Source organism: Granulicella sp. 5B5 (assembly GCF_014083945.1).
Taxonomy (GTDB): domain Bacteria; phylum Acidobacteriota; class Terriglobia; order Terriglobales; family Acidobacteriaceae; genus Granulicella.
On the sequence record NZ_CP046444.1, the window covers coordinates 2,781,394 to 2,802,768 of the forward strand.

Sequence of the window (21,375 nt, forward strand, 5' to 3'; positions counted from 1 at the left end):
GCGCCATTACTGCGGTTGCGCCGGACTCGCAGCACCAGCCTCTGGCGCTCCCTGCCTCTGCCGCCGCTGCCCTGGCGTTCCTACTACAACCTCAGTCGGAACAAACACGCCGCTCTTGATCGCCCCGCGTCCCGCCACGTTGTCTCCCACCTTGATGTCCGCCAGCGTGATGCTCTCGGCACTCTCGCCGCCTGCATTTGCGCCAGCACCATTGCCTCCGCGCCGCCGTTCGCCGCCACCTTCACCCATCATCATCCCGGCATTCACGCGTCCACGCCGAAACGACGTCGTCTCATCGAACCCAATCGTCTGCGACACGCCATCGCTCCGCAGCACTGTCATCTTCGCGTTGTCCATGTCGATCGCCATCACCTTGCCCACAATGTACGTCTTGCCCAGGTCCGCCTTCGCCTTCGCGAGCACCGCGGCATCGGTTGCCAGAATCATCGCCGCATGCAGCGTCTTGTTGGCAGCGTCCAGGTTTCCCACCGCCATCACGCCATCGCCCACCTTCAGGTCGCTTACCTTGATCGTGCCACCACCCTCGTTCGGTCTTCCCTTCATCACGCGAGTATTGTCCGTGGTCACAATCTGCATCGTCTCGCCGGCCTCAGTCTTGATCGTCACCGTCGCGCCTGAGACGCCTGTCACCTCACCGCCCGCGCGCTGCATCCCGGCAAATTGTCCCCCGCCAAACTGCCCGCGGTGCCGCGCCCCGCCATTCTGCCCCGCCCCGTCCTGGCCTGCCGGAGCATCCTGCGCCATCGCCGGCCCAGTCGTCGCCATCAACGCGGCTGCAAGCCCCAGCACCATCCACATCCGTCTCGTCGTTTTCGCTTGTCCGGTCATTGTGCTACTCCATCCTGTTTCAGCTTGGCCTGCTCAAAGAGACGTGTTTAAATCCTCGAAGACGCACAGCCTTTTGTAATATTTCGTAACGACGGTGCCCCTTTTTGCCACCCAACCTTCGAATAAACTGCACCTATGCCGAACGCGAACCAGCACAACCCACCTCACCACAACCACTCTGAGATTCACTTCAACTCATCGGACACGGTTCGCGACATCGTCATCGGTCTCTCCGACGGACTCACCGTCCCCTTCGCTCTCGCCGCCGGCATCGCCGGCGCAGTCACCAACGTCGCTTCACCCACACACCTCGTCGTCACCGCCGGCCTGGCTGAAATCGCCGCCGGCTCCATCGCCATGGGCCTCGGCGGTTACCTCGCCTCGCGAGGCGACACCGAACACTACGCCTCCGAGCGCCGCCGCGAAGCCATGGAGGTCGTGGACCGCCCTCTCGATGAAGAAGCCGAGATCTACGAGATCTTCGAGAACTACGGCGTCGACCGCGAAGCCGCCACGCCCGTCCTCCGTTCCCTCCAGGCCAACCCCGAGGCCTACGTCGACTTCATGATGCGCTTCGAGCTTGGCCTTGAAGAACCCGCCCCTGGCCGCGCTCTCCGCTCCGCCGCCACCATCGCGTTCTCTTACATCGCCGGCGGCGCCGTCCCGCTCGCCTCTTACCTCATCTTTTCGGACATCAACCTCGCCCTCAAAGTCTCCGTCGTCGTCACCCTCATCGCCCTCGCTTCTTTCGGAGGCATCAAGGGCAAGCTCCTCGGCGCGGGCGTCATCCGCAGCGCCATCCAGACCGTCCTCATCGGAGGCATCGCCGCAGCCGCAGCCTTCGCCCTCGCCCGCCTTCTCAACCATGCCTAGCGTCCTATCGTGCCCGGCACAAAAAATGAATCCCCGGCACCCCCACGCGCGTATCATCCTTGATGGTTGTTCTCCCCTGTAACCTGGCAGGCCTCGCCTGAGTCGAAGTACGTAGCCGCCGCGCACGCTTCGCCGTACCGTCGTCGTTGTTCGCTCTGAGCAACAACGTCTTCTCGCTTCGGCATCTAACGCTCGATTGGAGCTCGCTATGCTCACCCAGCAGTCCACCGCCGCCGCCCTGCTTCAGCGCTTCAGGGCTGTCCGCGCGGCCACCATGCACTTCTGTACTCCGCTCTCGCCTGAGGACATGATGGTCCAGTCCTGCGCAGAGGCCTCGCCCCTCAAGTGGCACCTCGCTCACACCACCTGGTTCTTTGAGACCTTCATCCTCGCCGACTTCGTCGCCAACTACCAGCCCTTCAACCCCGACTTCCGCTGGCTCTTCAACAGCTACTACAAGGCCCTCGGCGAGATGCCCGAAAAGAAGCTCCGCGCCAGCTTCTCCCGCCCGCCGCTCGACAGCATCCTCGCCTACCGCACCCACGTCGAGACTGCCATCGAGCGCCTGCTTCAACACACCCCCGAGGATGAGATCCTCCGTCGCGTCTCCCTCGGCCTCGAGCACGAGCAGCAACACCTCGAGCTCGCTGCCACCGACATCAAGCACGCCTTCTACACCAATCCGCTGCAGCCCGCCTATCTCCCGCTCGTACCCGGCCACACCGCCAGCCACGTCATCGCGCCTCCTGTTGAGTGGCTCGGTTTCTCCCCCGGCTACCCCGCGCGCCCCGGCGTCATCGAGGTCGGTGTCACCCCCAATCCCAAGGCCGTCGACAGCTTCGCCTTCGACAACGAGACCCCGCGCCACTCCGTCTACGTCGCGCCCTTCCGTCTCGCCTCTCGCGCCGTCACCGTCAGCGAGTACCTCGCCTTCATCGACGAAGGCGGCTACACCCACCCCGAGTTTTGGCTCTCCGAAGGTTGGGACACCGTCGAGCGCGAAGGCTGGCAGGCCCCTCTCTACTGGCGTCGCGACTCCGCCAACCCCTCCGGCTGGTCCATCTTCACCCTCCACGGCTGGCGTCCCCTCGGCGAGCTCTCCGAAACCCCCGTCTGCCACATCAGCCTCTTCGAAGCCGACGCCTTCGCCCGCTGGTCCGGCCACCGCCTCCCCACCGAGTTCGAGTGGGAGTTCGTCGCCGCAAACGTCGCCGATACACTGGGTGCCCCATCTTCGCCGACAGCGACCGGGGTCCCCGGCGAGCCGCCTTTGGCTCGCTGGGGTGGTTCATCGTCGGTTAAGGTGGGTTCGCAGGACGCCAACATGCTCGAATCCGCCGCGCTCCACCCCCGTCCCGCCGCCTCCGGCCCCGGCATCCACCAGCTCTTCGGCGACGTCTGGGAGTGGACCCAATCTCCCTACACCGGCTACCCCGGCTACAAACCGCTCCCCGGCGCGCTCGGCGAGTACAACGGCAAGTTCATGTCCTCGCAGATGGTCCTCCGCGGCGGCTCCTGCGTCACCCCGGCCTCGCACATCCGCGCCACCTATCGCAACTTCTTCCACCCCGCCACGCGCTGGCAGTTCTCCGGCCTGCGCCTCGCCCGCGACCACGCCAGCTAAACGCATCGCCTTACCTTGCGCCCATTGCGCAAACATTGCGAACTCTGCGTGAAAGCTTTTGCCTGTTCCACCCGAGGACCTCTTCGTGACCGTTGCCACCACCCTCCCTACGCTGAACGACGCCGTCCTCTCCGCTGCTCTCACCGGCTTCAACGTCCAGGGCCAGAAGTCTCTCCCACCCTGGCTCTTCTATGACGACATCGGCTCCGCCCTCTTCGAGCAGATCACCGCGCTGCCTGAGTACTACCTCACCCGCACCGAGCGCGCCCTCTTCACCACCCACGCCGAAGAGATCGTAACCGCCCTCGGCGCCGACATCACCCTCGCCGAGCTCGGCGCGGGCTCCGCCGCCAAGACCGGCATCCTCCTCCGCGCCGCCGCCGACGCGCAGCCCAACGTCCTCTATCAGCCCATCGACATCAGCCCCTCGGCACTCGACGAAGCCGCCGCCGGCATCGCACTCCACATCCCCGGCGTCACCGTCGTCCCCCAGGTCGCCAACTACATCACCGAGCGCTACAGCATCATCCGCCCCCCGCACCACCGCGTCCTCGCACTCTACATCGGCTCCAGCATCGGCAACTTCTCACCCTCGGAGGCCCGCTCCATCCTCTGCAACCTCCGCCACCATCTCGCCCCCGGCGACGCCCTCCTCCTCGGCACCGACCTCGCACCATCCGCGCACAAAACCGTAGCCACACTCCTCGCCGCCTACGACGATGCCTCCGGCACCACCGCCGCCTTCAACAAGAACATCCTCCACCGCCTCAACCGCGAGCTCGCCGCCAACTTCTCACTCGACAGCTTCGCCCACCGCGCCCGCTGGAACGCCAGCGAAAGCCGCATCGAGATGCACCTCGAAAGCCTCATCCCGCAGACCGTCCACATAGCAGGGAAGTCCATCGACTTTGCCGCCCAAGAGACCATCCACACCGAAAACAGCTACAAGTTCACCACCGCCGCCCGCACAGCGCTCCTCACCGACGCCCACTTCACTCCCACCCGCACCTTCACCGACCCGGCCCACACCTTCGCCGTCACCCTCGCCACCGCAATCTAGACAGCCTCTGGAAACAACAACGGCGAGGCCCCAAAGCCTCGCCGTTGCCTTCGCTTTTGTTGTTGCACTTGCTTTTCTTTCTGTCATTCCGAGCAAAGCGAGGAACCTGCTTTCTTGCCGCCACAAACCTGGCGGGAACCCACCTCGGCCGTGGCGAAACTTCGCTCACTTGGCGCACTTCGCGGGAAACGCCTTTTCCCCCTTACGGCTCCACCCGCAGCAGCACCACGCCATGCACCGGCACACTCGCTTTCACCTCGCCGTCCTTGGCCTTCACCATCTTCCCACTCCAAAGATCAGTAATCTTCCCGGCGCTCGACATCCCTACATCGCTCAGCTTCACACTCATCTCCGCCGGGCTAGTCCCCCGGTTGAACAACCCCACCGCGACCGCCCCACCACTCAGCGGCTTTGACCACACTTCCAGCAAACCGTTCTGACTCACCCGGTCGCCCTGCCTGCCCAGCCTGTCCTGGTCAACCGCAATCACGCCCTTGTTCATCAAAATCGACTTCGTCTCATCCGGCATCTTGCTCAAATCATTCCCCGCCAGCAGCGGAGCCGCCAGCAGCGCCCACAGGCTCATATGCGTCCTGTACTCATCGGCCGACATATGCCCATTGCCCACCTCCAGCATGTCCGGATCGTTCCAGTGCCCCGGCCCCGCATACTTCGCCAGCCCTGCCTGCCCAAAACCAATCTTCGACATGCTGTCGTAGTTGTCCTTGATGTCCCCTGTCGTCCGCCACAGGTTCCCGCCTACACTCGCTCCCCACGTCCACACATCGTCCCAGCCATACTGGCAAAGGCTGAACACAATCGGACGGCCCGTCTTCTCCAGCGCCTCGTGCATCTTCACATAGGCCGCTTTCATCATCTTGTTGGCATAGTCCGGATCGTTCGGGTGGTCCGCCGCGCCCGCCGACATCAGCTCCCGGTACGAACACAGATCGTACTTCAGATAATCCACACCCCAGCTCGCATACAGGTCGGCATCCTGCTGCTCATGCCCATAGCTGCCCTCATACCGAGCACAAGTATGTGGTCCCGGCGACGAATAAATCCCGAACTTCAGCCCCTTCGAGTGGATGTAATCCCCCAGCGCCTTCATGTCCGGAAACTTGTCATTGGCATGCAACACGCCCTGCGCATCCCGCGTGCCCTGCCATGTGTCGTCCACGTTCACATATACATAGCCCGCATCGCGCATGCCGCTTGAAACCAGCGCATCCGCGGCGTTCTTCACATCCTGCTCGGTCACCTTACCCGCAAAGTGGTTCCAGCTGTTCCACCCCATCGGCGGAGTCATCGCCAACCCAGTCGAAGCAGCCCCCTGGGCCAAGCCAACCCCACATCCCAACGCACACACCGCCAACGCCGCTATCCAACGCATCCGCATCTTTCGCTCCTAAGTAACCGCTTACATTTTCCAGAGCAGCCAGCATATCACCTGTCGTCATTCGGAGCGAAGCCAAAGAACCCCGGCGCTCCCAAAGCCGCCCCAAACCGATCATCCCTTTTCGACCCACGCCCGATCCCGGCTGCCTCCCCCCACCCAGAATGTGTCATCTCGACCGAAGCATCGCAGTCTCATCGCGATGCGCAGCGGAGAGACCTGCGTCTTGCTCGCACCACCCACAAACCCCGTCATCTCGACCGACCAGCGGGAGCGGAGAGACCCCTGTATTTGCTTGCATCACCAAAACCGCCAACTCCCCGCGCTTTTCTCTACTGTCTACTGTCTGCTCTCCGATACTCCCCACTCTTCCCCCCGGTCTTACTCAGCAGCACCACCTCGCGAATCCGTATCCCTTTATCCAGCGCCTTGGTCATGTCGTACACCGTCAGCGCCGCGACAGCCGCCGCCGTCATCGCCTCCATCTCCACCCCGGTCCCAGCCACCGTCGCAGCAGTCGCCGTAATCTCGACACCCCCAGCCACCACCGTCGCCTGCACATCCACAAAGCTCAACGCCAGCGGATGACACATCGGGATCAGCTCACTGGTCCGCTTCGCCGCCTGAATTCCCGCAAACCGCGCCACCTCCAGCGGATTCCCCTTAGGATTCTGCGGCAACGCCGCCAGCACAGCCTCATTCAGCTCAACAAACGCCCCAGCCACAGCTTCCCGCCGAGTAGCCACCTTCGCGCCCACATCCACCATGTGCGCCTGCCCGCTCTCATCAAAATGAGAAAGTTTCCCGCTCATGCCTCCACCCCACGCGCTCGTTGATAAAGAACGATACCCGTCATGATGAACAGCACTGGAAGAAGAATCAGCAGAATAAGCAGCCCCGGAGCGGTCCACTGAACGCCAACAATAAACATATGGTGCAGCAGGATGCTGAGGGAAAAGATCACAAGAAGCAGACCTACACATAGGCCTGCTCCAAAGCCAATCATCAGGCCGCTGCGAAGAAAAAGACTGTCCCGGCGTTTGCTCACGAAATCGATCCTACCGCAGCACTTCCATCGCGTACATCGCGTTTAAACATCGTGCCCATTGCGTTCGTCTTGGCTCTTGCTTTTGCCGTTGCCGTTGCCGTTGTTTTTGCTTTTGCCTTTCTTTCTTTCCATTCCGAGCGCAGCGAGGAACCTGCTTCTAGCGCGAGCGAAGCGAGCGCGTCTACCGCAGCAGCACCCGTACCACATCTCCCTCCGCAAAGCTCTCCACCCCCACCGGCAGCACGCAATAACAGTTCCCCCGCGCATTCGCCGCGACATCCCCCGATCCCTGCCACACCACCACCCGCACCGTCACGCCATCCCACGCACCGACTAACTCCGCCGGCAAAAACCGTGTCACCTTAGCCCCACCCTTCACCTCCTCGCCCAGCCGAGCCTCCACAAACACCGGCGCAACCTCCTTCCGTCCCGCCAGCGCCCGCAGCATCGGAGCCACAAACAACGCAAAGCAAACCTGCGTCGACACCGGGTTCCCCGGCAGCCCAAAAAAATAAACCCACGGCCTCTGCGGATCGAACGTCGGCAGCCGCCCAAACACCACCGGCTTGCCCGGCTGGATCTTCGCCCCGGTAAACAGAAACTCCGCGCCCAGCTCCGCCAGCACCTGCTCCACCAGGTCATACTTGCCCATCGACACCCCACCCGACAGCACCAGCAGGTCGCTCTGCATCCCGCGCTCCACGCGCTCCTTCAGCTCCGCAAACGAGTCCCGCGCAATCGCCAGCCGCGCCGCCACTCCACCCTCACCCCGCACCAGCGCCGCCACCGCATAGCTGTTCGAGTTGTAAATCTCAAACTCTCGCAAACCGCCGGGTGCCCCATCTTCGCTCGACAGCTTCATCGTCGAGCTAAGGTGGGACGCGGATGACGGCAGCGCCTCCACATCCGTACTCGCCACAATCGGGTACCCCGACCCTTTAGCCTCGGGTCTGATAGGCTCCCCAGACGAAGAAGTTGTATCACCTCTGGCTGCTAGGTACCCCGACCCTTCAGGGTCGGGTCTCATAGTTTCTCCAGAACAAGAAGGGGCTTTAGCCCCGGGGGTATGCCTCGCTCCCAGCTCGACTAGCTCATCCCCCGTAGCCACAATCGCCACCTTCGGCCGCGCAAACACGCTCACCTTCGAGCACCCACAACTCGCCGCGACAGCAATCTCCGCCGCCCCCATCACGCGCCCCACCGGCAGCAGGGAAGCACCCACCCGCGCCTCCGCCCCCCGCGGCACCACATTCTCACCAGCCTTCAAAGACCGCCCCGCCTCCACCCGCAGCACGCTATCGGCCACGGACGTATGCTCCACCATCACCACCGCATCCGCGCCCTCCGGCATCGGAGCCCCCGTCATAATCTCCACCGCCTCACCCGCCTTCAGAGCCGCCCCACTCCACCGCTCCCCGGCCCGCACCTGCCCAACCACTCGCAGCGGTCTCCCAATATCCGCCGCTCTTACCGCAAACCCATCCCGAGTCGACCGATCGAACGGCGGCTGGTCCCGGTCCGCCACCACGGCTTCGGCCAGCACCCGCCCAGCAGCCTCCAGCAGCTCCACCGTCTCCACCGCCCGCGGAGCCCCCACCCCAGCCGCCTCGCCCAGCACCACCCCCAACGCCTCAGCAAACTCCAGCACCCGCTCCGCCATCGCCGTCCACTCCTGTCAAGCCCGCAACGGGCGTAACTCTAACAATTCATGCAGGATATCCCGCAACAAATTACGCTGCCTCGCTTGCTAAACTAAGGATAGCCCCATTCCAAAACCCCAACCAGCACAGGAAAGCAACCGAGGGATCAGACCTCCACAAGTCCGCCCTCAACCCGCCCGCTTTCAAGACCTTAAATCGAAAAGTATCCGGGGGGGAGGCCCCCTCCCTCAGCCCACGAAAAAGCCCCGGCTCAACCGAACCGGGGCTTTCGCTATCTCAAGCTATCGCTTCTACTTCCGGCCTTTCCTGTACTTCGTATCGATCGTCTGGCCCAGGCTCGTCAGCACCTCGCGCACACCCGGCGCCTTCGGATCATCCGGCGCCAGCTCCAGGAACTTGTCGTACGCCTCCACGCATCCCGGAGGCGCCGTCAGCTTCTGCGTCTTCTGGTCGAAGGTCGACTTCGCGATCAGGATCTGGCCCTTGATCCAGTACGGGTCCGGGCTGTTCGGGTCCGCCGCAATCGCCTTGTCCGCCGCCGCCAGAGCGCCATCGCTCTGCTGGCTGTTGAACAGCACCACGGCCTCGTTCTTGTAGTACATCCCGGCCTTGGTCGGCTCTGCCTTCACCGCATTCTCAAACGCAGCCGCTGCGTCCGACACCTTGCCCGAGCGTGACAGCGCCGTGCCCATCTGGTTGTACGCCGCGCCAATCTGCTCCGGGACCGGCTTCGCAGACTTGCTGTCCAGGTCGATCCCCTTCTGGTACGCCGTCACCGCATCGCCGTACGCCTTCAGCACGTCGTCGTCGGACAGCGCCGGCTTGCCTGCCGCCTTGTCCGCCGCCGCCAGGTGGTCACCCTGCGCCAGCAGCGTATCGCCATAGGTCACCCACAGAATGCTCTGGTCCGGCTTCGCGTCGGTGGCCTGCTTCATCGCGGTCACGTCCGTGCTCACGTCGCCCTTCGTATGCGCCGCCGCCGCCAGGTCCGCACGGGTCTGCTTCAGCGTCGCATTCAGTTGCGCGATCACCTTGTTTGCGTCCACGGCCGCGGAGTTCTTCTTCTTGAACTCCTCAATCTTCTCGCGCTCTTCCGGGGTCAGCGCCTTCATGTACTCTTCGCGAGTCATGTCGAAGTCCAGCGTCTTGTCGTCGCCCGCCTTCAGCGTCACCGTCTGGTAGTCGGCCGCAACGCTGCCCTTGAACACCTGCACCAGGTAGTCGCCCGGCGCAATCCCCGTGCCCTTGTAGTTGCCGTTCGCATCCGTATCGAACGAGTACGGATACTTCCGGTCTTTGGCAGCGGCCGTCTTGTCTGTGGTGAACTTCACCTGCGCGCCGGCCATCGCAGCCCCGGCGGGGTCGTTCACATGGCCATGTACGCTGGCCGGTGCCGGCGCTTGCGCCTTCACCGGTGCCGTAAACACGACCGCCAGCATAGCGACCGCAGCAATCATTGTGCGCTTCAACATCGTCTTTGTCCTTTCGAGGGGGTTCCTCGCCTCAGCAACGTCAAACTTACATGGATTCCACTGCCTGTTTCAACTCTGTGCCGCGCCGCTGTTGCGAGCTGTTCCGCAATCTGGCGGTCAAGCGGTCCAATCTCACGCTTCCGTCTTGCCCGCGTCTTCCGCGGGCTCTTCATAGTCCTCGGCTGACTGCAACACCTCGCGTGCAGCCGCCTCGTCCTCCGTGCGCACCTGCAACTCGGCGGCAAAGGCCACCGGAACCATGCTGTTCGCTGTCTCGCCACGCAGATACACCTCAATCCCTGCGGCCTCCAGCGCACTCCGTGCCACGCTTGCTTCCATCGGTTCAGGAAACGTAGCCACCGTTACAAACTCGCCCTCGTGCTCTTTCATGCTCTGCCCCTCGGTATGGCTCATGCTGCCTCGCTTCCGTCCGTCGTGCCTTTACTTGAACTCCACCGACTGCAGGTGGAACGTGATCGTGCCCCAGAACAGCTTCGCTTGCATCTGCACGGGCAGATGGCGCGCATCGTCTGTGTACCACACCCAGATTGCGCCTCGGTTCTTCACGATGCCCTCATCCGCCGTCGCTTGTACTTTGATGGTCGCAAACGTCCCTGCGGGTGTCTTGATCTCTTCCCGGTCTTCAGCCTTCATGCCCACCGTCACTGTGCGCATCGAGTCCGCCAGCGGAAAATACATCGTCTGCCCCACCGCCATCGGCTGCGACTGCGTATAGAAGATCGCCGCCAGCGAGTCCGTCACGCATGCCGGAATGTTCGCCTCCTTGCGCGTCGCCGTACCCTTCACCAGGTTCCGCTCATACTGCGTCTGCTTGCCATGCTCGTAGTCGAACGAGAGGTCGCTGGCAATCTTCCGCCGCCCCTCCTGCAGCTGCTTGTTGAATCCCGTCGAGCAGCCCGTCTTCGTATCCATGCCCGACTGAAACCGGTCCACCACCGGGAACAGCATATTCACTGCGCCCACCGTGTCCGCCGTCGCCGAGATCTTCAGCGTCCCCGGCACCGTCTGTTCCAGATGGAAAACCGCCAGCCCAGCCTGAAACACCCGCCAGTCCACCGTATACGTCAGCGTCTCATGCTGCGGATACTCAAACCCTGCCGTCGGCGGTTGCAGTACCGGGATCGGCCTGGCTGGCTCCGCCGGGTGCTTCGGCGCCAGCGGATTGCTCAGAAACTGGGCCTGCGCGCCAGCCGCAAACACCCAACCTATCGCCGCCACAACGAAGGCCGCTCTCATCGTCCCGATCCCAGCCTTCAAATCGACATCTCCCAGGGGGCGCTGGCAGGGCCGGCTGGCCGCTGCTCTAAAGTTTTGGACGTATCAACTCGCGGCTTTGCTTCCGGCCCTCTAGTCGAAACGCGACACAAATACCATAACTGCTTTTGAATCAGATTTTTCAGCGATGCGCTGCCAGCAGCATTCGCAGCATCAGGGCCACGTAGATCGCCGCAGCTCCCATGCTGGCATTGTACTCGCGATGGTGCTGGTACCGCTCCGCCGAGAACCGCCCGCCGCCCTCCACATCCGCAAACCGTGCCGGCGTCAGCCTCGGCAGCAACCTCGGCACCTTCGCCGCATACGCATCGAAGCCCGGAAACGCCCCGCGCAGAAACGCCTCCTCTGACAAGATCGTCGGCACATAGATCGCCAGGAACATCACCACCAGCACCGCCCCCAGCCACCACCGAGCCTCGCTGATCGACCCCGCAGCCACCGCAAACCCAAACGCAATCCCCATCGACCCCAGGTACAGCGGGTTCCGCGTATAGGCATAAGGCCCCGTCCGGGTCAGCTCGGCATTCTTCTTCACATAACCCGCTGCGTATCCTCGCAGCCACAACCCCGCCAGAACCAGTGGCAGGCTCCACGCCAGCGTCGGCCACGTCGGCCGCGCAAACACCAGAAACACCGCCGCCACCACAAACCCCAGTGGAACCCGTATCCGCCGTGCGATCTTCTGCCAGCGGCTCTTGCCTGTCTGTGACGATGCCGAACCGGAACCCATTCGGCTATTCTCTCAAACTCCTGGCCGCTTTACGCTTCCAGCCCCGCCACGGCTGCCGCCACCTGCTCGACCGTCACCTTCGCCAGCCCCGGATCGACCTCGCCGGTCCGCCTATACGTGTTCTGCGAGCTCGCATCGCGCAGCACCGCCTTCGGCCCCGGCCCCCACGGCCCATTGCGCAGCGGGTTCGTCGGCCCAAACAACGCCACCACCGGCACGCCCAGCATCGCCGCCAAATGCATCGGTCCGGAGTCGCCACCCACCAGCAGCTTCGCCCGCCGCACCAGTGCGATCAGCCCAGCCACGTTGCAGACCACCGGCTCCGCCGCGCCATCACTGGCAGCAACGACGGCCTCGGCCAACTCATCGTCCTTGTTCGGCTTGTTCACCACGCAGCGATACCCCATCGCGCGCAGCCGCTGCGCCAGTTCACCGAACCGCTCCACCGGCCACTGCTTGGTCACCCATCCAGCCCGAGGCGTCAGCACACACACGCTGCTGTTGCCTATTAGCTCCTCGGCCCAGTGTTCTGCCCACTCCGTCCGCGGAATCTCCGCCGCCACCGGCTCCAGCTGAACACTGCTCACTGCTCCCAGCAGAGCGGCGCCCTGCTGCACCACATGCTCGCCCTGCCGCAGAAAGCTCTGCCCATACAGCGTCCCGGCCAACCCCTCTCTAGGATCTTCATACCCCGCCAGCGTCCCGCCGCCCGCCAGCCGGCCAATAGCCGCGGCACGCAGCGTCCCCTGCATATCCACCACCATGTCATAGTGTCCGCGTAGCTTGCGAAACTCAAGAAACGACCGCACCGTCTCCCGCGACAGCGGCGCGCTCTTCCAGGCCCTCACCGGCACCGTAAACGACACCCGAACCACCGGCCCCGGAATCTCCGCTGTCAGCAACGGCTGCCAGCGCTCATCCACCACCCAGTCGATCTCCCAGTCCGGTCGCACTCTTCGCAGTGCCGCGGCCGCTGGCAGTGCATGCAGCACGTCTCCCATCGCCCCGACGCGAACAATCAACAACCGTGCCATATCCCTACACTATCTCTCTACTGTCTACTCGTCTGCCCTACGTGATACGCGCCTCCACCGCCCGCATCACCTCATACGTGTTCACAAACTCAACTTCCAGCGTCACCACCATCACCGGTCCTACTGTCTCCAGCCGTGCTCGCATCTCGGCGGTCAGCTTTACGGCGTCCTTGTCGGTAGTCGCAAACCCCGTCGCACGCTCCTCATCTGCCTGCTTCAGCAGTATGTCGATGTCTCCCATCGTATAGAGATGGTGGTCGTCGAACGCAAGCGTTTTCACCACCCCGCAGCCTTCATTCAGCAGCATTGTCTGGAAGCTCTCCGGCCTCGCGATCCCGCAGAATGCCAGCGGCCGCAGCCCCGCCCCCAGCGTCTTCTTCGGAGCAGGGAACACCAGCTTCCGCCGCACCGTCCACACCGGGGTCCCAGTTCTCACCAGCTCCCAGGCCGACTTGCCGGCCACCTCAAACTCGTCCTCGCGCACAATCACCGCGTCCGCCCGCGACAGCGCCTCCAGCCCCTCGCGCAGGTTCCCAGCCGGCAGCATCGAGTCCTGCAGGTCTTCGCTCGTCACCAGCACCAGGTCCAGCGTCCGCGCCAGCTGCCTGTGCTGAAACCCGTCATCCAGCAGCAGCAGCCCATGCCACGCCAGGTCGGCGGAGTCCTGCGCCCGCTGCCCGCACTCATACCGGTTGCTGCCCACCCACACCGGCACCTGCGCCTCGCGAGCGATCACCACCGGCTCATCGCCATAGCGTTCGGCAGCGTCGATGGCATTCAGGTCCACCCGCTCCATATCCGACCCCTTGCGCCGATATCCGCGCGAGAGCACATTCACCTCCCACCCCCGGTCCTTCAGCAGCTTCGCCAGTGCAATCACCACCGGCGTCTTGCCCGAGCCCCCAGCCGAGATCGCCCCCACACTCACCACCGGCCACCGCAGCCGCCGCGTGCTCAGCAGCCCCACGCGCCGCATCCACGACTTCATCGAGATCACCGCAACGTAGATCGGTACGAATGGCCAGGCCCAGGGTCTGCGTGCGCTCACTGCTTACTCTCCTCGTACCCTGCCTTTTACACACATAGCCATCAGCGCAGCCACCGTCCTGCCCGTGGCCCCCTGCTGCGCCTCAAACACCCTACGCCCCCGCTCACCGATCGCCTCTGCCAGCGCCCGGTCCCGGAGCAGTTCGTTGAGGGTATTCCTTAGCTCTACTGTATCGGACACAATCCTGATTCCATCAGCCGCCTGCATCGCCGCCACAATACTACGAAAATTCTGAAAATGAGGCCCCATCACCACCGGCACCCCAAACTGTGCCGGCTCCAGCGGATTATGCCCTCCGCGATCCACCAGACTTCCTCCCACAAACGCCACATCCGCCACCCCATACACAGCCGCAAGGTCCCCAATCGTATCTAGAACAATCACCTCAACCAGTTCCGACATATCCGACACACTGGGTGCCCCATTCATGACGGCTTCATCGTCATAAGTGGGGTGGAACGATGATTGCGTCCCGGCGCTGGAACCCGGCACGCTCAGGTACCCCGAGGCTTCAGCCTCGGGTCTCATAGCCTCGCTGGAAAAGGGGGCTTTAGCCCCCGAGGTATGCGTTTCACCACCTTGAAGTATCCATGAGCTCACCCGTTGCAAGGTGAATTCCATCGCTATCGCCTCTACCTCGCCAAATCGCTCTGGATGGCGCGGCGCAATCACCAACAGAGCATCCATCTCGCACCGCAGCGAACCCTCCCACGCTTGAATAACGATCTCTTCCTCGCTGAGGGTGGACTCCTTCGTGCGATCTAAAGTGCTGCCAGCTACGACAACAGGCCGCCCTGCCGCAGCTTCCTTGATCAGCGCCGCAACCCGGCTCTCCCTCGCCGCCCGCACATCAAACTTCAAATTCCCGCTGACCACCACACTCCCCGGCGTCACCCCCATCGCCACCAGCCGCCGCGCATCCTCCTCACTCTGCGCCAGCCACAACGACACCCCCCGCAGCGCCCGCCCCCAAACCTTCCGCACCCGCATCCCGCGAGCAAACGACCGGTCGCTCACCCGGGCATTCACCACAGCAACCGGCACACCAGACTTCCGGCACTCATGCAGCATCCGAGGCCAAAGCTCGCTCTCCATCAGCACCAGCATGGCGGGCTCTAGCGCCTTGAGATACGCCCGCACCGCCCACGCAAAGTCCAGCGGATAATAAAACACCCGCGCAGCCCCAAACCGCACCCGCGCCAGCGCCTGCCCCGTCCGAGTCGTCGTAGAAACCACCACGACCCACCCGTCACCCAGCGCCGCCTCCAACTCCGCCACCAGTCGAGTCGCCGCCAGCACCTCACCCACACTCACCGCATGGACCCAAACCACCTGCCGTCCGCGCACTGCCTCTCGCAACAAAACAGGCACGCGCCCCAGCCGCTGCCCCAGCCCCTCGCGATACCGCTCCGTCGTCACCATCCGCAGCAGCCACCACGGCGAAGCGATCACCAGCCCCACCAGCAGCACCGCGCTATAAAGCAACATCGCCAAACAAGCACCTCTTCGCTTTGAAGGGGACGGGCTTCAGCCCGTCCATCAGCCACTCCAAAGATTGCGGGGGCTTTAGCCCCGGAGGGACCTCCTCAGAGGATAATGGAAACCATGCGTCACCCCGCCGCTTATCTCCTGCTTGCCATCTTCCTCCCTCTCGCTGCCCACGCCGAAAAAGCCCGTCACCCTGCCCCCCCGCAGCCTGCCGAAACCTACCCCATGCACCAGACGAACGACCACGTCACCATCGCCGCCGAGCCCGGCGACACCAAAGAGACCCGCCCCAACACCCGCCTCGACTACTACTCCCACGACATGCTCCCCATCCGCGTCATCGTCACCAACGACTCCAACAACCCCCTCACCCTCGACGACGCCCGCATCCACTTCATCTCCGCCGCCAACGACAACATCCCCGCCGCCACCCTCGACGACCTCCAACGCCGCATGTTCACCCTCAAGTCCGCCACCGGCAAAAAGATCCCTCTGCCGCTCGGCATCCCGATCCCCATCACCACCGGCAAACAGAACGTCGACAAAAAAATCACTCAGGACGACGACGACTTCGGCTTCCAGACCACCACCGTCCAGCCCCACACCACCGTCGCGGGCTACCTCTACTACGACATCCAGGGCCTCGACCGGCCCGCCCTCGCCCACGCCACCCTCGAACTCCGCAAGGTCCGCTTCCAGGGCGGCGACTACCTCGAATCCTTCGAAATCCCCCTCCACCCCACCGAACAACCCACCGCGACGAAGTAGTTTTGCCTGTCATTCCCGCAGGGAATCTGCGTTTGTCGTTGTTGTTGCGTTTGCCTTTGCCGTTGCTTGTTTTCCTCTGCGTCCTCTGCGGGCTTCTACTTTGCGCCCTCTGCGTGAACGCTTTTGCCGCAGCAAGCGCCGCAGGCGCGAGCGTACCCTCAAAGCCACCCACCCACTACACTGTAAGCAGACGATGACCACCATCCGCCCCGCCACGCCCGCCGACGTCCCCACCATCCTCCGCTTCATCCGCGACCTCGCCCTCTACGAGCGCGAACCCGATTCCGCCATCGCCACCGAAGCCGACCTCCTCCGCGACGGCTTCTGCCTCGCCCCCGACGGCATCACACCACTCTCATCACCACGCCGCTTCGACTGCCTCATCGCCGAGCACAAGGATGACGTGGCTGAAGGCTCCGCCACCCCCGTCGGCTTCGCTCTCTACTTCGCCAGCTACAGCACCTGGCTCGGCCACCACGGCCTCTACCTCGAAGACCTCTACGTCTCCCCCGAGCACCGCGGCTCCGGCCTCGGCCGAGCCCTGCTAGCCCGCGTCGCCGCCATCGCCCTCGAGCAGGGCTGCGGCCGTCTCGAGTGGTCCATCCTCGACTGGAACCAGCCCTCCATCGACTTCTACCACCGCATCGGCGCCGTCATGAAGTCCGAGTGGCTAGGCATGCGCATCACCGGCAACGCCCTCACCACCCTCGCCGCCTCCACTACCACCTAACCCGCCGCCACCATCGTGGCGCAACTCCTCGCTTTTCTTCGCGTCCTTTGCGTGAGCGCTTTTGCTGTTGTCATTGCTCTTTCTACTGTTTACTCACTATGAAGAAAATCCACATCATCGGCGGAGGTCTCGCCGGCCCCGAAGCCGCTCTCCAGGCCGCCTCCCTCGGCTGCCAGGTCATCCTCTCGGAGATGCGCCCCCTGCGCTCCACCGAAGCCCACCAGACCTCCGACTTCGCCGAGCTCGTCTGCTCCAACTCCCTCAAGTCAGAATCCGAAAACTCCGCCCCCTGGCTCCTCAAGCAGGAGATGCGCCGCGCCAACAGCTTCCTCCTGCAAGCCGCCGACGCCACCTCCGTCCCCGCCGGCCACGCCCTCGCCGTCGACCGCGCCCTCTTCTCCGAGCGCGTCGCCGCCCTCATCGTGCAGCACCCAAACATCGAAGTCCGCCGCGAAGAAATCACCCATCTCAACGAGAACGATCCCAACACCATCACCATCTTGGCCTCCGGCCCGCTCACCAGCAGCCCACTCGCGCAGGAGCTCCAGCGCCTCACCGGCACCGAACAGCTAGCCTTCTACGACAGCATCTCCCCCATCGTCGACGCCGCCACCATCGACATGGACAAGGTCTACTTCGCCGCCCGCTGGGACAAAGGCACCGCCGACTACATCAACTGCCCCTTCACCAAGCCCGAGTACGAAGCCTTCATCGACGCCCTCGCCGCCGCCGAAAAAATCCAGCACAAATCCTGGGAACAAATCCCCACCGCAGAGCACCCCGCCACGGATGTGTCATCTCGACCGGAGCGCAGCGAAGTGGAGAGACCTGCGTCTGGCCCTGTCACGGCAACCACCAAGCCCCCCCAATACTTCGAAGGCTGTCTCCCCATCGAAGAGATCGCCCGCCGCGGCCGCGACACGCTCCGCTTCGGCCCCATGAAGCCCGCCGGCCTCACCGACCCCAAGACCGGCCGCTGGCCCTACGCCTGCGTGCAACTACGGCAAGAGACACTCCGCGCCGACAGCTACAACCTCGTCGGCTTCCAAAACTCCCTCAAGTACGGCGAGCAGGCCCGCATCCTCCGCATGATCCCCGGTCTGGAGAACGCCACCTTCCTCCGCTACGGACAGGTCCACCGCAACACCTACATCCACGCGCCCTCGCTGCTCACCGAAACCTTGCAACTCAAGCAGCACCTGTCGATCCTCATCGCCGGCCAGCTCTCCGGCGTCGAAGGTTACACGGAGTCCATCGCCAGCGGCCTCTTAGCCGGACGCTACGCCGCAGCCCTGGCCCGCGGCGAGCAGCCGACACCAGCCCCACGCCTCACCGCCAACGGCTCCCTCACCCACTACATCACCCACGCCGAAACGAAACACTTCCAACCCGCCAACATCACCTTCGACCTGCTGGTGCCGCTAGAGGAAGATCTCCGCAAAAAGATCCGCGACAAAAAAGAGCGCCACCGCATCCAGTGCGAACGAGCCCTCGAAGCCTGGGACACATGGCTCAACGACAGCAGGCTCTGACAGCTTTCTGCGCAATCGGCAGTCAATCACCGCCGCTTAATGTTACCGTTTACACCGGAGTTTCTACATGAACATCTTCGCCTCACTCTCCCGCCGCCTCTTCGCGTCGATGTGCCTCTTCGCCCTTACCCTCACCGCATCCGCCCAACGCTGGTCCGAGCAAAAAGCCAACGACTGGTACGCCCAGCAGCCGTGGCTCGTCGGCGCCAACTACATACCGTCGAACGCCATCAACCAGCTCGAGATGTTCCAGGCCACCACCTTCGACCCCGCCATCAACGACCGCGAGCTCGGCTACGCCGAAGGCATCGGCATGAACGTCATGCGCGTCTTCCTGCAGGACCAGCTCTGGCAGCAGGACCCCGACGGCTTCAAGCAGCGCCTCAACACCTTCCTCTCGATCGCCGCGAAACACCACATCAAAATCCTCTTCGTCCTCTTCGACTCCTGCTGGGACCCCAACCCCAAGCTCGGCCCGCAGCACCCGCCCATCCCTGGCGTGCATAACTCCGGCTGGGTGCAAAGTCCCGGCATCCCGCGCCTGCTCGACCGCTCCGTGGAGCCGCAGCTCAAGGCCTACGTCATCGGCGTCGTCTCCGCCTTCGCCAACGACCCCCGCGTCCTCGGCTGGGACCTCTGGAACGAGCCCGACAACGACGGCGGCGGCGACAACTCCCGCTCCCCCGCCGCCGTAAAGGCCAAGTTCGACCGGATCGCTGAGCTCCTCCCGCAGGTCTTCGCCTGGGCCCGCTCCGCGCACCCGTCGCAGCCGCTCACCACCCCGCTCTGGCAGGGCGACTGGCACGACCCCGCGAAGGAAGACCCCATCGTCAAGATCCAGCTCCGCGAATCCGACATCATCACCTTCCACAACTACGGCTGGCCCGAGGACTTCGCCGCCCGCGTCCACGAGCTCGAACCCCTCCACCGCCCCATCCTCTGCTCCGAGTACATGGCCCGCGGCGCAGGCTCCACCTTCGACGGCACGCTCCCCGTCGCCAAGCGCCTCCACGTCGCCGCCATCAACTGGGGACTCGTCAACGGCAAAACCCAAACCAACCTTCCCTGGGACTCCTGGCAGCGCCCCTACGTCCTCGAGCAGCCGCCCATTTGGTTCCACGACGTCTTCCACCCCAACGGCACACCCTACCGCCAGGCAGAAGCCGACCTCATCCGCCGCCTCACCGGCCGCGGCACCCCACCCACCACCCCCACTAACTAACCACCACTCCGGGTGCTCCGGCTTTCGCAAAAACTCTTGCTACCCAAAGAGTTTGTCATTTCGACCGGAGCATCGCGCCTTATCGCGGTGCGGAGCGGAGAAACCCCTGTATTTGTAGTTGCTGTTGTCTGTTTTCCTCTGTGTCCTCTGCGCGCTTCTACACTGCGCCCTCTGCGTGAACGCTTTTCGCCGCTCTATCCCAACCCGTATCCGCCGTACACTCCACCGCCGCCAGCGGTATAGCTCGCTCGCCAGATTGAACTTTTTCCTGGGTTTTGGCGTACTCTTCGACATAACGATCTGTTAGACAGATCGTGTCCGAAGTCTCAGGAGGCCCACATGCGGCCACTTTCAGCCACCGACGCCATCTCCCCGGCATGGAACCACACCAGCACCCTTCTGCTTGCCCCACGCAGCTGGAGCCTGCTCCTCAAAATCGGCGCCGTCGCCATCTTCGCCGGCCTCGGCGGAGGCTTCAGCACCGGCCTGCCGCCCAACCACGGCGTCTCCCATCTGCCCTCTGTAAGTCCTCTCTTCGCCGCCGCCATGCTCTCCGTCATCATTGGCATCAGCCTCCTTGCCCTGGTCATCGGCATCGCGCTGCTCTACCTCGGCTCGCGCCTCCAGTTCGTCCTCTTTGAGGTCCTTCTCACCCGCCGCACCACCATCGGCCCCATCTGGGCGCGTTACGGCTCCGTCACCTGGCGCTGGATCGGCCTCAAGCTGCTCTTCATGCTGGCGGCTCTCCTCTGCATGGCGCCCATCCTTGTGCCCGCCGGCATCTACCTCTTCAGAAACGTCTTCGATGCGTCCAACGGCGTCCACCCCAACCTCAGCATCTTCGTCCCGGCCATGGCCTTGTCCATCTTCGCCATTGCCCTCGGTGCGCTCGTCATCGCGGCCATCTGGGTCTGGCTCTCGGACTTCGGCCTGCCCTCCATCGCGCTCGAAGACACCTCCATCACAGAGACAGTGCAACGCGTCCTCTCGCTCGTCCGCGCCGAACCCGGCCAGTTCATCCTCTACCTGCTCCTGCGCATGGTCCTCTCCTTCGCCTTCACCCTGGTCGCAGAGATTGGCCTGGCCATCGGCGCCGTCATCGCTCTCATCCCCATCGGCGTCGGCGGCGGCATCCTCTGGATGGCCTTGCACAGCGGCGGCGTCATTGGCAAAGCTGTCATGATCACCGGCTGGGTCGTCCTCGCCATCGCCTTCCTCACCGTCTTCGTCTGTGCCGCGATCATGACGCTGGGCTACGTCCGCAGCTTCCTCAAGACCTACTCGCTCTACTTCCTCGGCGGCCGTTACCCCCGCCTCGGCGAGTATCTCGACCAATACCAGGCCACGCTGCCTATCCCCGCACCGTCCTACCCGCAGCCCTACCCACCCTACGCCCCACCCAACCCCAGCTAAGTACAGTCGACGCACCCGTGGCGAAACTTGGCTCACTTCGCGCACTTGGCGGGAGGCTCTTCCCAGCAGCAAGCGCCAAAGGCGGGAGCGTACCCGCGTCAAGCCCTCATCACCCCCACACGCCCGCAACC

General features: G+C 63.7%; 20 protein-coding genes. 8 read left to right on the forward strand and 12 right to left on the reverse strand.

Going from position 1 to position 21,375, the window contains the following annotated elements; all coding sequences use genetic code 11:
• Positions 1-6: 6 nt before the first annotated feature.
• The gene (locus GOB94_RS11785; protein WP_182276101.1) at positions 7-849 is read right to left on the reverse strand and encodes a hypothetical protein; all 843 of its coding nucleotides are present in this window, start codon (positions 847-849) and stop codon (positions 7-9) included.
• A gap of 135 nt (positions 850-984) precedes the next feature.
• Here GOB94_RS11785 and GOB94_RS11790 point away from each other — a divergent pair, with 135 nt between their 5' ends.
• The 3 genes from GOB94_RS11790 (at position 985) to egtD (ending at position 4,406) form a co-directional block, all read left to right on the forward strand.
• Positions 985-1,722 carry a VIT1/CCC1 transporter family protein gene (locus GOB94_RS11790; RefSeq protein ID WP_182276102.1) on the forward strand — a complete coding sequence of 246 codons (738 nt, stop codon included), beginning with the start codon at positions 985-987 and terminating at the stop codon, positions 1,720-1,722.
• 208 nt (positions 1,723-1,930) lie between these two features.
• Positions 1,931-3,346 carry an ergothioneine biosynthesis protein EgtB gene (gene egtB, locus GOB94_RS11795; protein ID WP_182276103.1) on the forward strand — a complete coding sequence of 472 codons (1,416 nt, stop codon included), beginning with the start codon at positions 1,931-1,933 and terminating at the stop codon, positions 3,344-3,346.
• 85 nt (positions 3,347-3,431) lie between these two features.
• Positions 3,432-4,406 (forward strand): L-histidine N(alpha)-methyltransferase, encoded by a 975-nt coding sequence (gene egtD, locus GOB94_RS11800; protein WP_255483884.1) that lies wholly within the window; start codon positions 3,432-3,434, stop codon positions 4,404-4,406.
• A gap of 202 nt (positions 4,407-4,608) precedes the next feature.
• Here egtD and GOB94_RS11805 read toward each other — a convergent pair whose 3' ends face one another.
• The 11 genes from GOB94_RS11805 to GOB94_RS11855 form a co-directional block, all read right to left on the reverse strand.
• Positions 4,609-5,805, reverse strand: coding sequence for a glycoside hydrolase family 27 protein (locus GOB94_RS11805; RefSeq protein ID WP_182276104.1), 1,197 nt, complete (start codon positions 5,803-5,805; stop codon positions 4,609-4,611).
• 329 nt (positions 5,806-6,134) lie between these two features.
• Positions 6,135-6,614: a cyclic pyranopterin monophosphate synthase MoaC gene (gene moaC, locus GOB94_RS11810; RefSeq protein WP_182276105.1), complete on the reverse strand. Its 480-nt coding sequence runs from the start codon at positions 6,612-6,614 to the stop codon at positions 6,135-6,137.
• A complete protein-coding gene (locus GOB94_RS11815) occupies positions 6,611-6,850 on the reverse strand; it encodes a hypothetical protein (RefSeq protein WP_182276106.1) in 240 nt (79 codons plus the stop codon). Before GOB94_RS11815 ends, moaC begins: the two co-directional genes overlap by 4 nt.
• Positions 6,851-7,031: 181 nt before the next feature.
• Positions 7,032-8,510, reverse strand: a complete 1,479-nt coding sequence (locus GOB94_RS11820; protein WP_255483885.1) for a molybdopterin molybdotransferase MoeA — start codon at positions 8,508-8,510, stop codon at positions 7,032-7,034.
• A gap of 291 nt (positions 8,511-8,801) precedes the next feature.
• Positions 8,802-9,983 carry a carboxypeptidase-like regulatory domain-containing protein gene (locus tag GOB94_RS11825; RefSeq protein WP_182276107.1) on the reverse strand — a complete coding sequence of 394 codons (1,182 nt, stop codon included), beginning with the start codon at positions 9,981-9,983 and terminating at the stop codon, positions 8,802-8,804.
• A 132-nt stretch (positions 9,984-10,115) separates the two neighbouring features.
• Positions 10,116-10,397: a DUF2007 domain-containing protein gene (locus tag GOB94_RS11830; protein WP_182276108.1), complete on the reverse strand. Its 282-nt coding sequence runs from the start codon at positions 10,395-10,397 to the stop codon at positions 10,116-10,118.
• 27 nt (positions 10,398-10,424) lie between these two features.
• The gene (locus GOB94_RS11835; protein WP_182276109.1) at positions 10,425-11,240 is read right to left on the reverse strand and encodes a DUF3108 domain-containing protein; all 816 of its coding nucleotides are present in this window, start codon (positions 11,238-11,240) and stop codon (positions 10,425-10,427) included.
• 160 nt (positions 11,241-11,400) lie between these two features.
• Positions 11,401-12,009 (reverse strand): isoprenylcysteine carboxylmethyltransferase family protein, encoded by a 609-nt coding sequence (locus tag GOB94_RS11840; RefSeq protein WP_182276110.1) that lies wholly within the window; start codon positions 12,007-12,009, stop codon positions 11,401-11,403.
• 29 nt (positions 12,010-12,038) lie between these two features.
• Complete coding sequence (locus tag GOB94_RS11845) at positions 12,039-13,043, reverse strand: glycosyltransferase family 9 protein (protein WP_182276111.1); 1,005 nt, start codon at positions 13,041-13,043, stop codon at positions 12,039-12,041.
• Between the two features lie 37 nt (positions 13,044-13,080).
• Entirely contained in the window at positions 13,081-14,091 is a 1,011-nt protein-coding gene (lpxK, locus tag GOB94_RS11850; protein WP_182276112.1) for a tetraacyldisaccharide 4'-kinase, read from the reverse strand.
• Positions 14,092-14,094: 3 nt separating this feature from the next.
• Positions 14,095-15,579 (reverse strand): 3-deoxy-D-manno-octulosonic acid transferase, encoded by a 1,485-nt coding sequence (locus GOB94_RS11855; protein WP_182278601.1) that lies wholly within the window; start codon positions 15,577-15,579, stop codon positions 14,095-14,097.
• Positions 15,580-15,687: 108 nt separating this feature from the next.
• On the opposite strand from GOB94_RS11855, the gene GOB94_RS11860 reads away from it, so the two are divergent.
• The 5 genes from GOB94_RS11860 to GOB94_RS11880 all read left to right on the forward strand — a co-directional run bounded on the left by GOB94_RS11860 (position 15,688) and on the right by GOB94_RS11880 (position 21,244).
• Positions 15,688-16,347 carry a hypothetical protein gene (locus GOB94_RS11860; protein ID WP_182276113.1) on the forward strand — a complete coding sequence of 220 codons (660 nt, stop codon included), beginning with the start codon at positions 15,688-15,690 and terminating at the stop codon, positions 16,345-16,347.
• A gap of 193 nt (positions 16,348-16,540) precedes the next feature.
• Positions 16,541-17,077 carry a GNAT family N-acetyltransferase gene (locus tag GOB94_RS11865; RefSeq protein ID WP_182276114.1) on the forward strand — a complete coding sequence of 179 codons (537 nt, stop codon included), beginning with the start codon at positions 16,541-16,543 and terminating at the stop codon, positions 17,075-17,077.
• Positions 17,078-17,175: 98 nt separating this feature from the next.
• Positions 17,176-18,609 (forward strand): methylenetetrahydrofolate--tRNA-(uracil(54)-C(5))-methyltransferase (FADH(2)-oxidizing) TrmFO, encoded by a 1,434-nt coding sequence (gene trmFO, locus GOB94_RS11870; protein WP_182276115.1) that lies wholly within the window; start codon positions 17,176-17,178, stop codon positions 18,607-18,609.
• Between the two features lie 67 nt (positions 18,610-18,676).
• Positions 18,677-19,831 (forward strand): cellulase family glycosylhydrolase, encoded by a 1,155-nt coding sequence (locus GOB94_RS11875; RefSeq protein ID WP_182276116.1) that lies wholly within the window; start codon positions 18,677-18,679, stop codon positions 19,829-19,831.
• Between the two features lie 339 nt (positions 19,832-20,170).
• Entirely contained in the window at positions 20,171-21,244 is a 1,074-nt protein-coding gene (locus tag GOB94_RS11880) for a hypothetical protein (protein ID WP_182276117.1), read from the forward strand.
• The last annotated feature ends 131 nt before the right edge of the window (positions 21,245-21,375 follow it).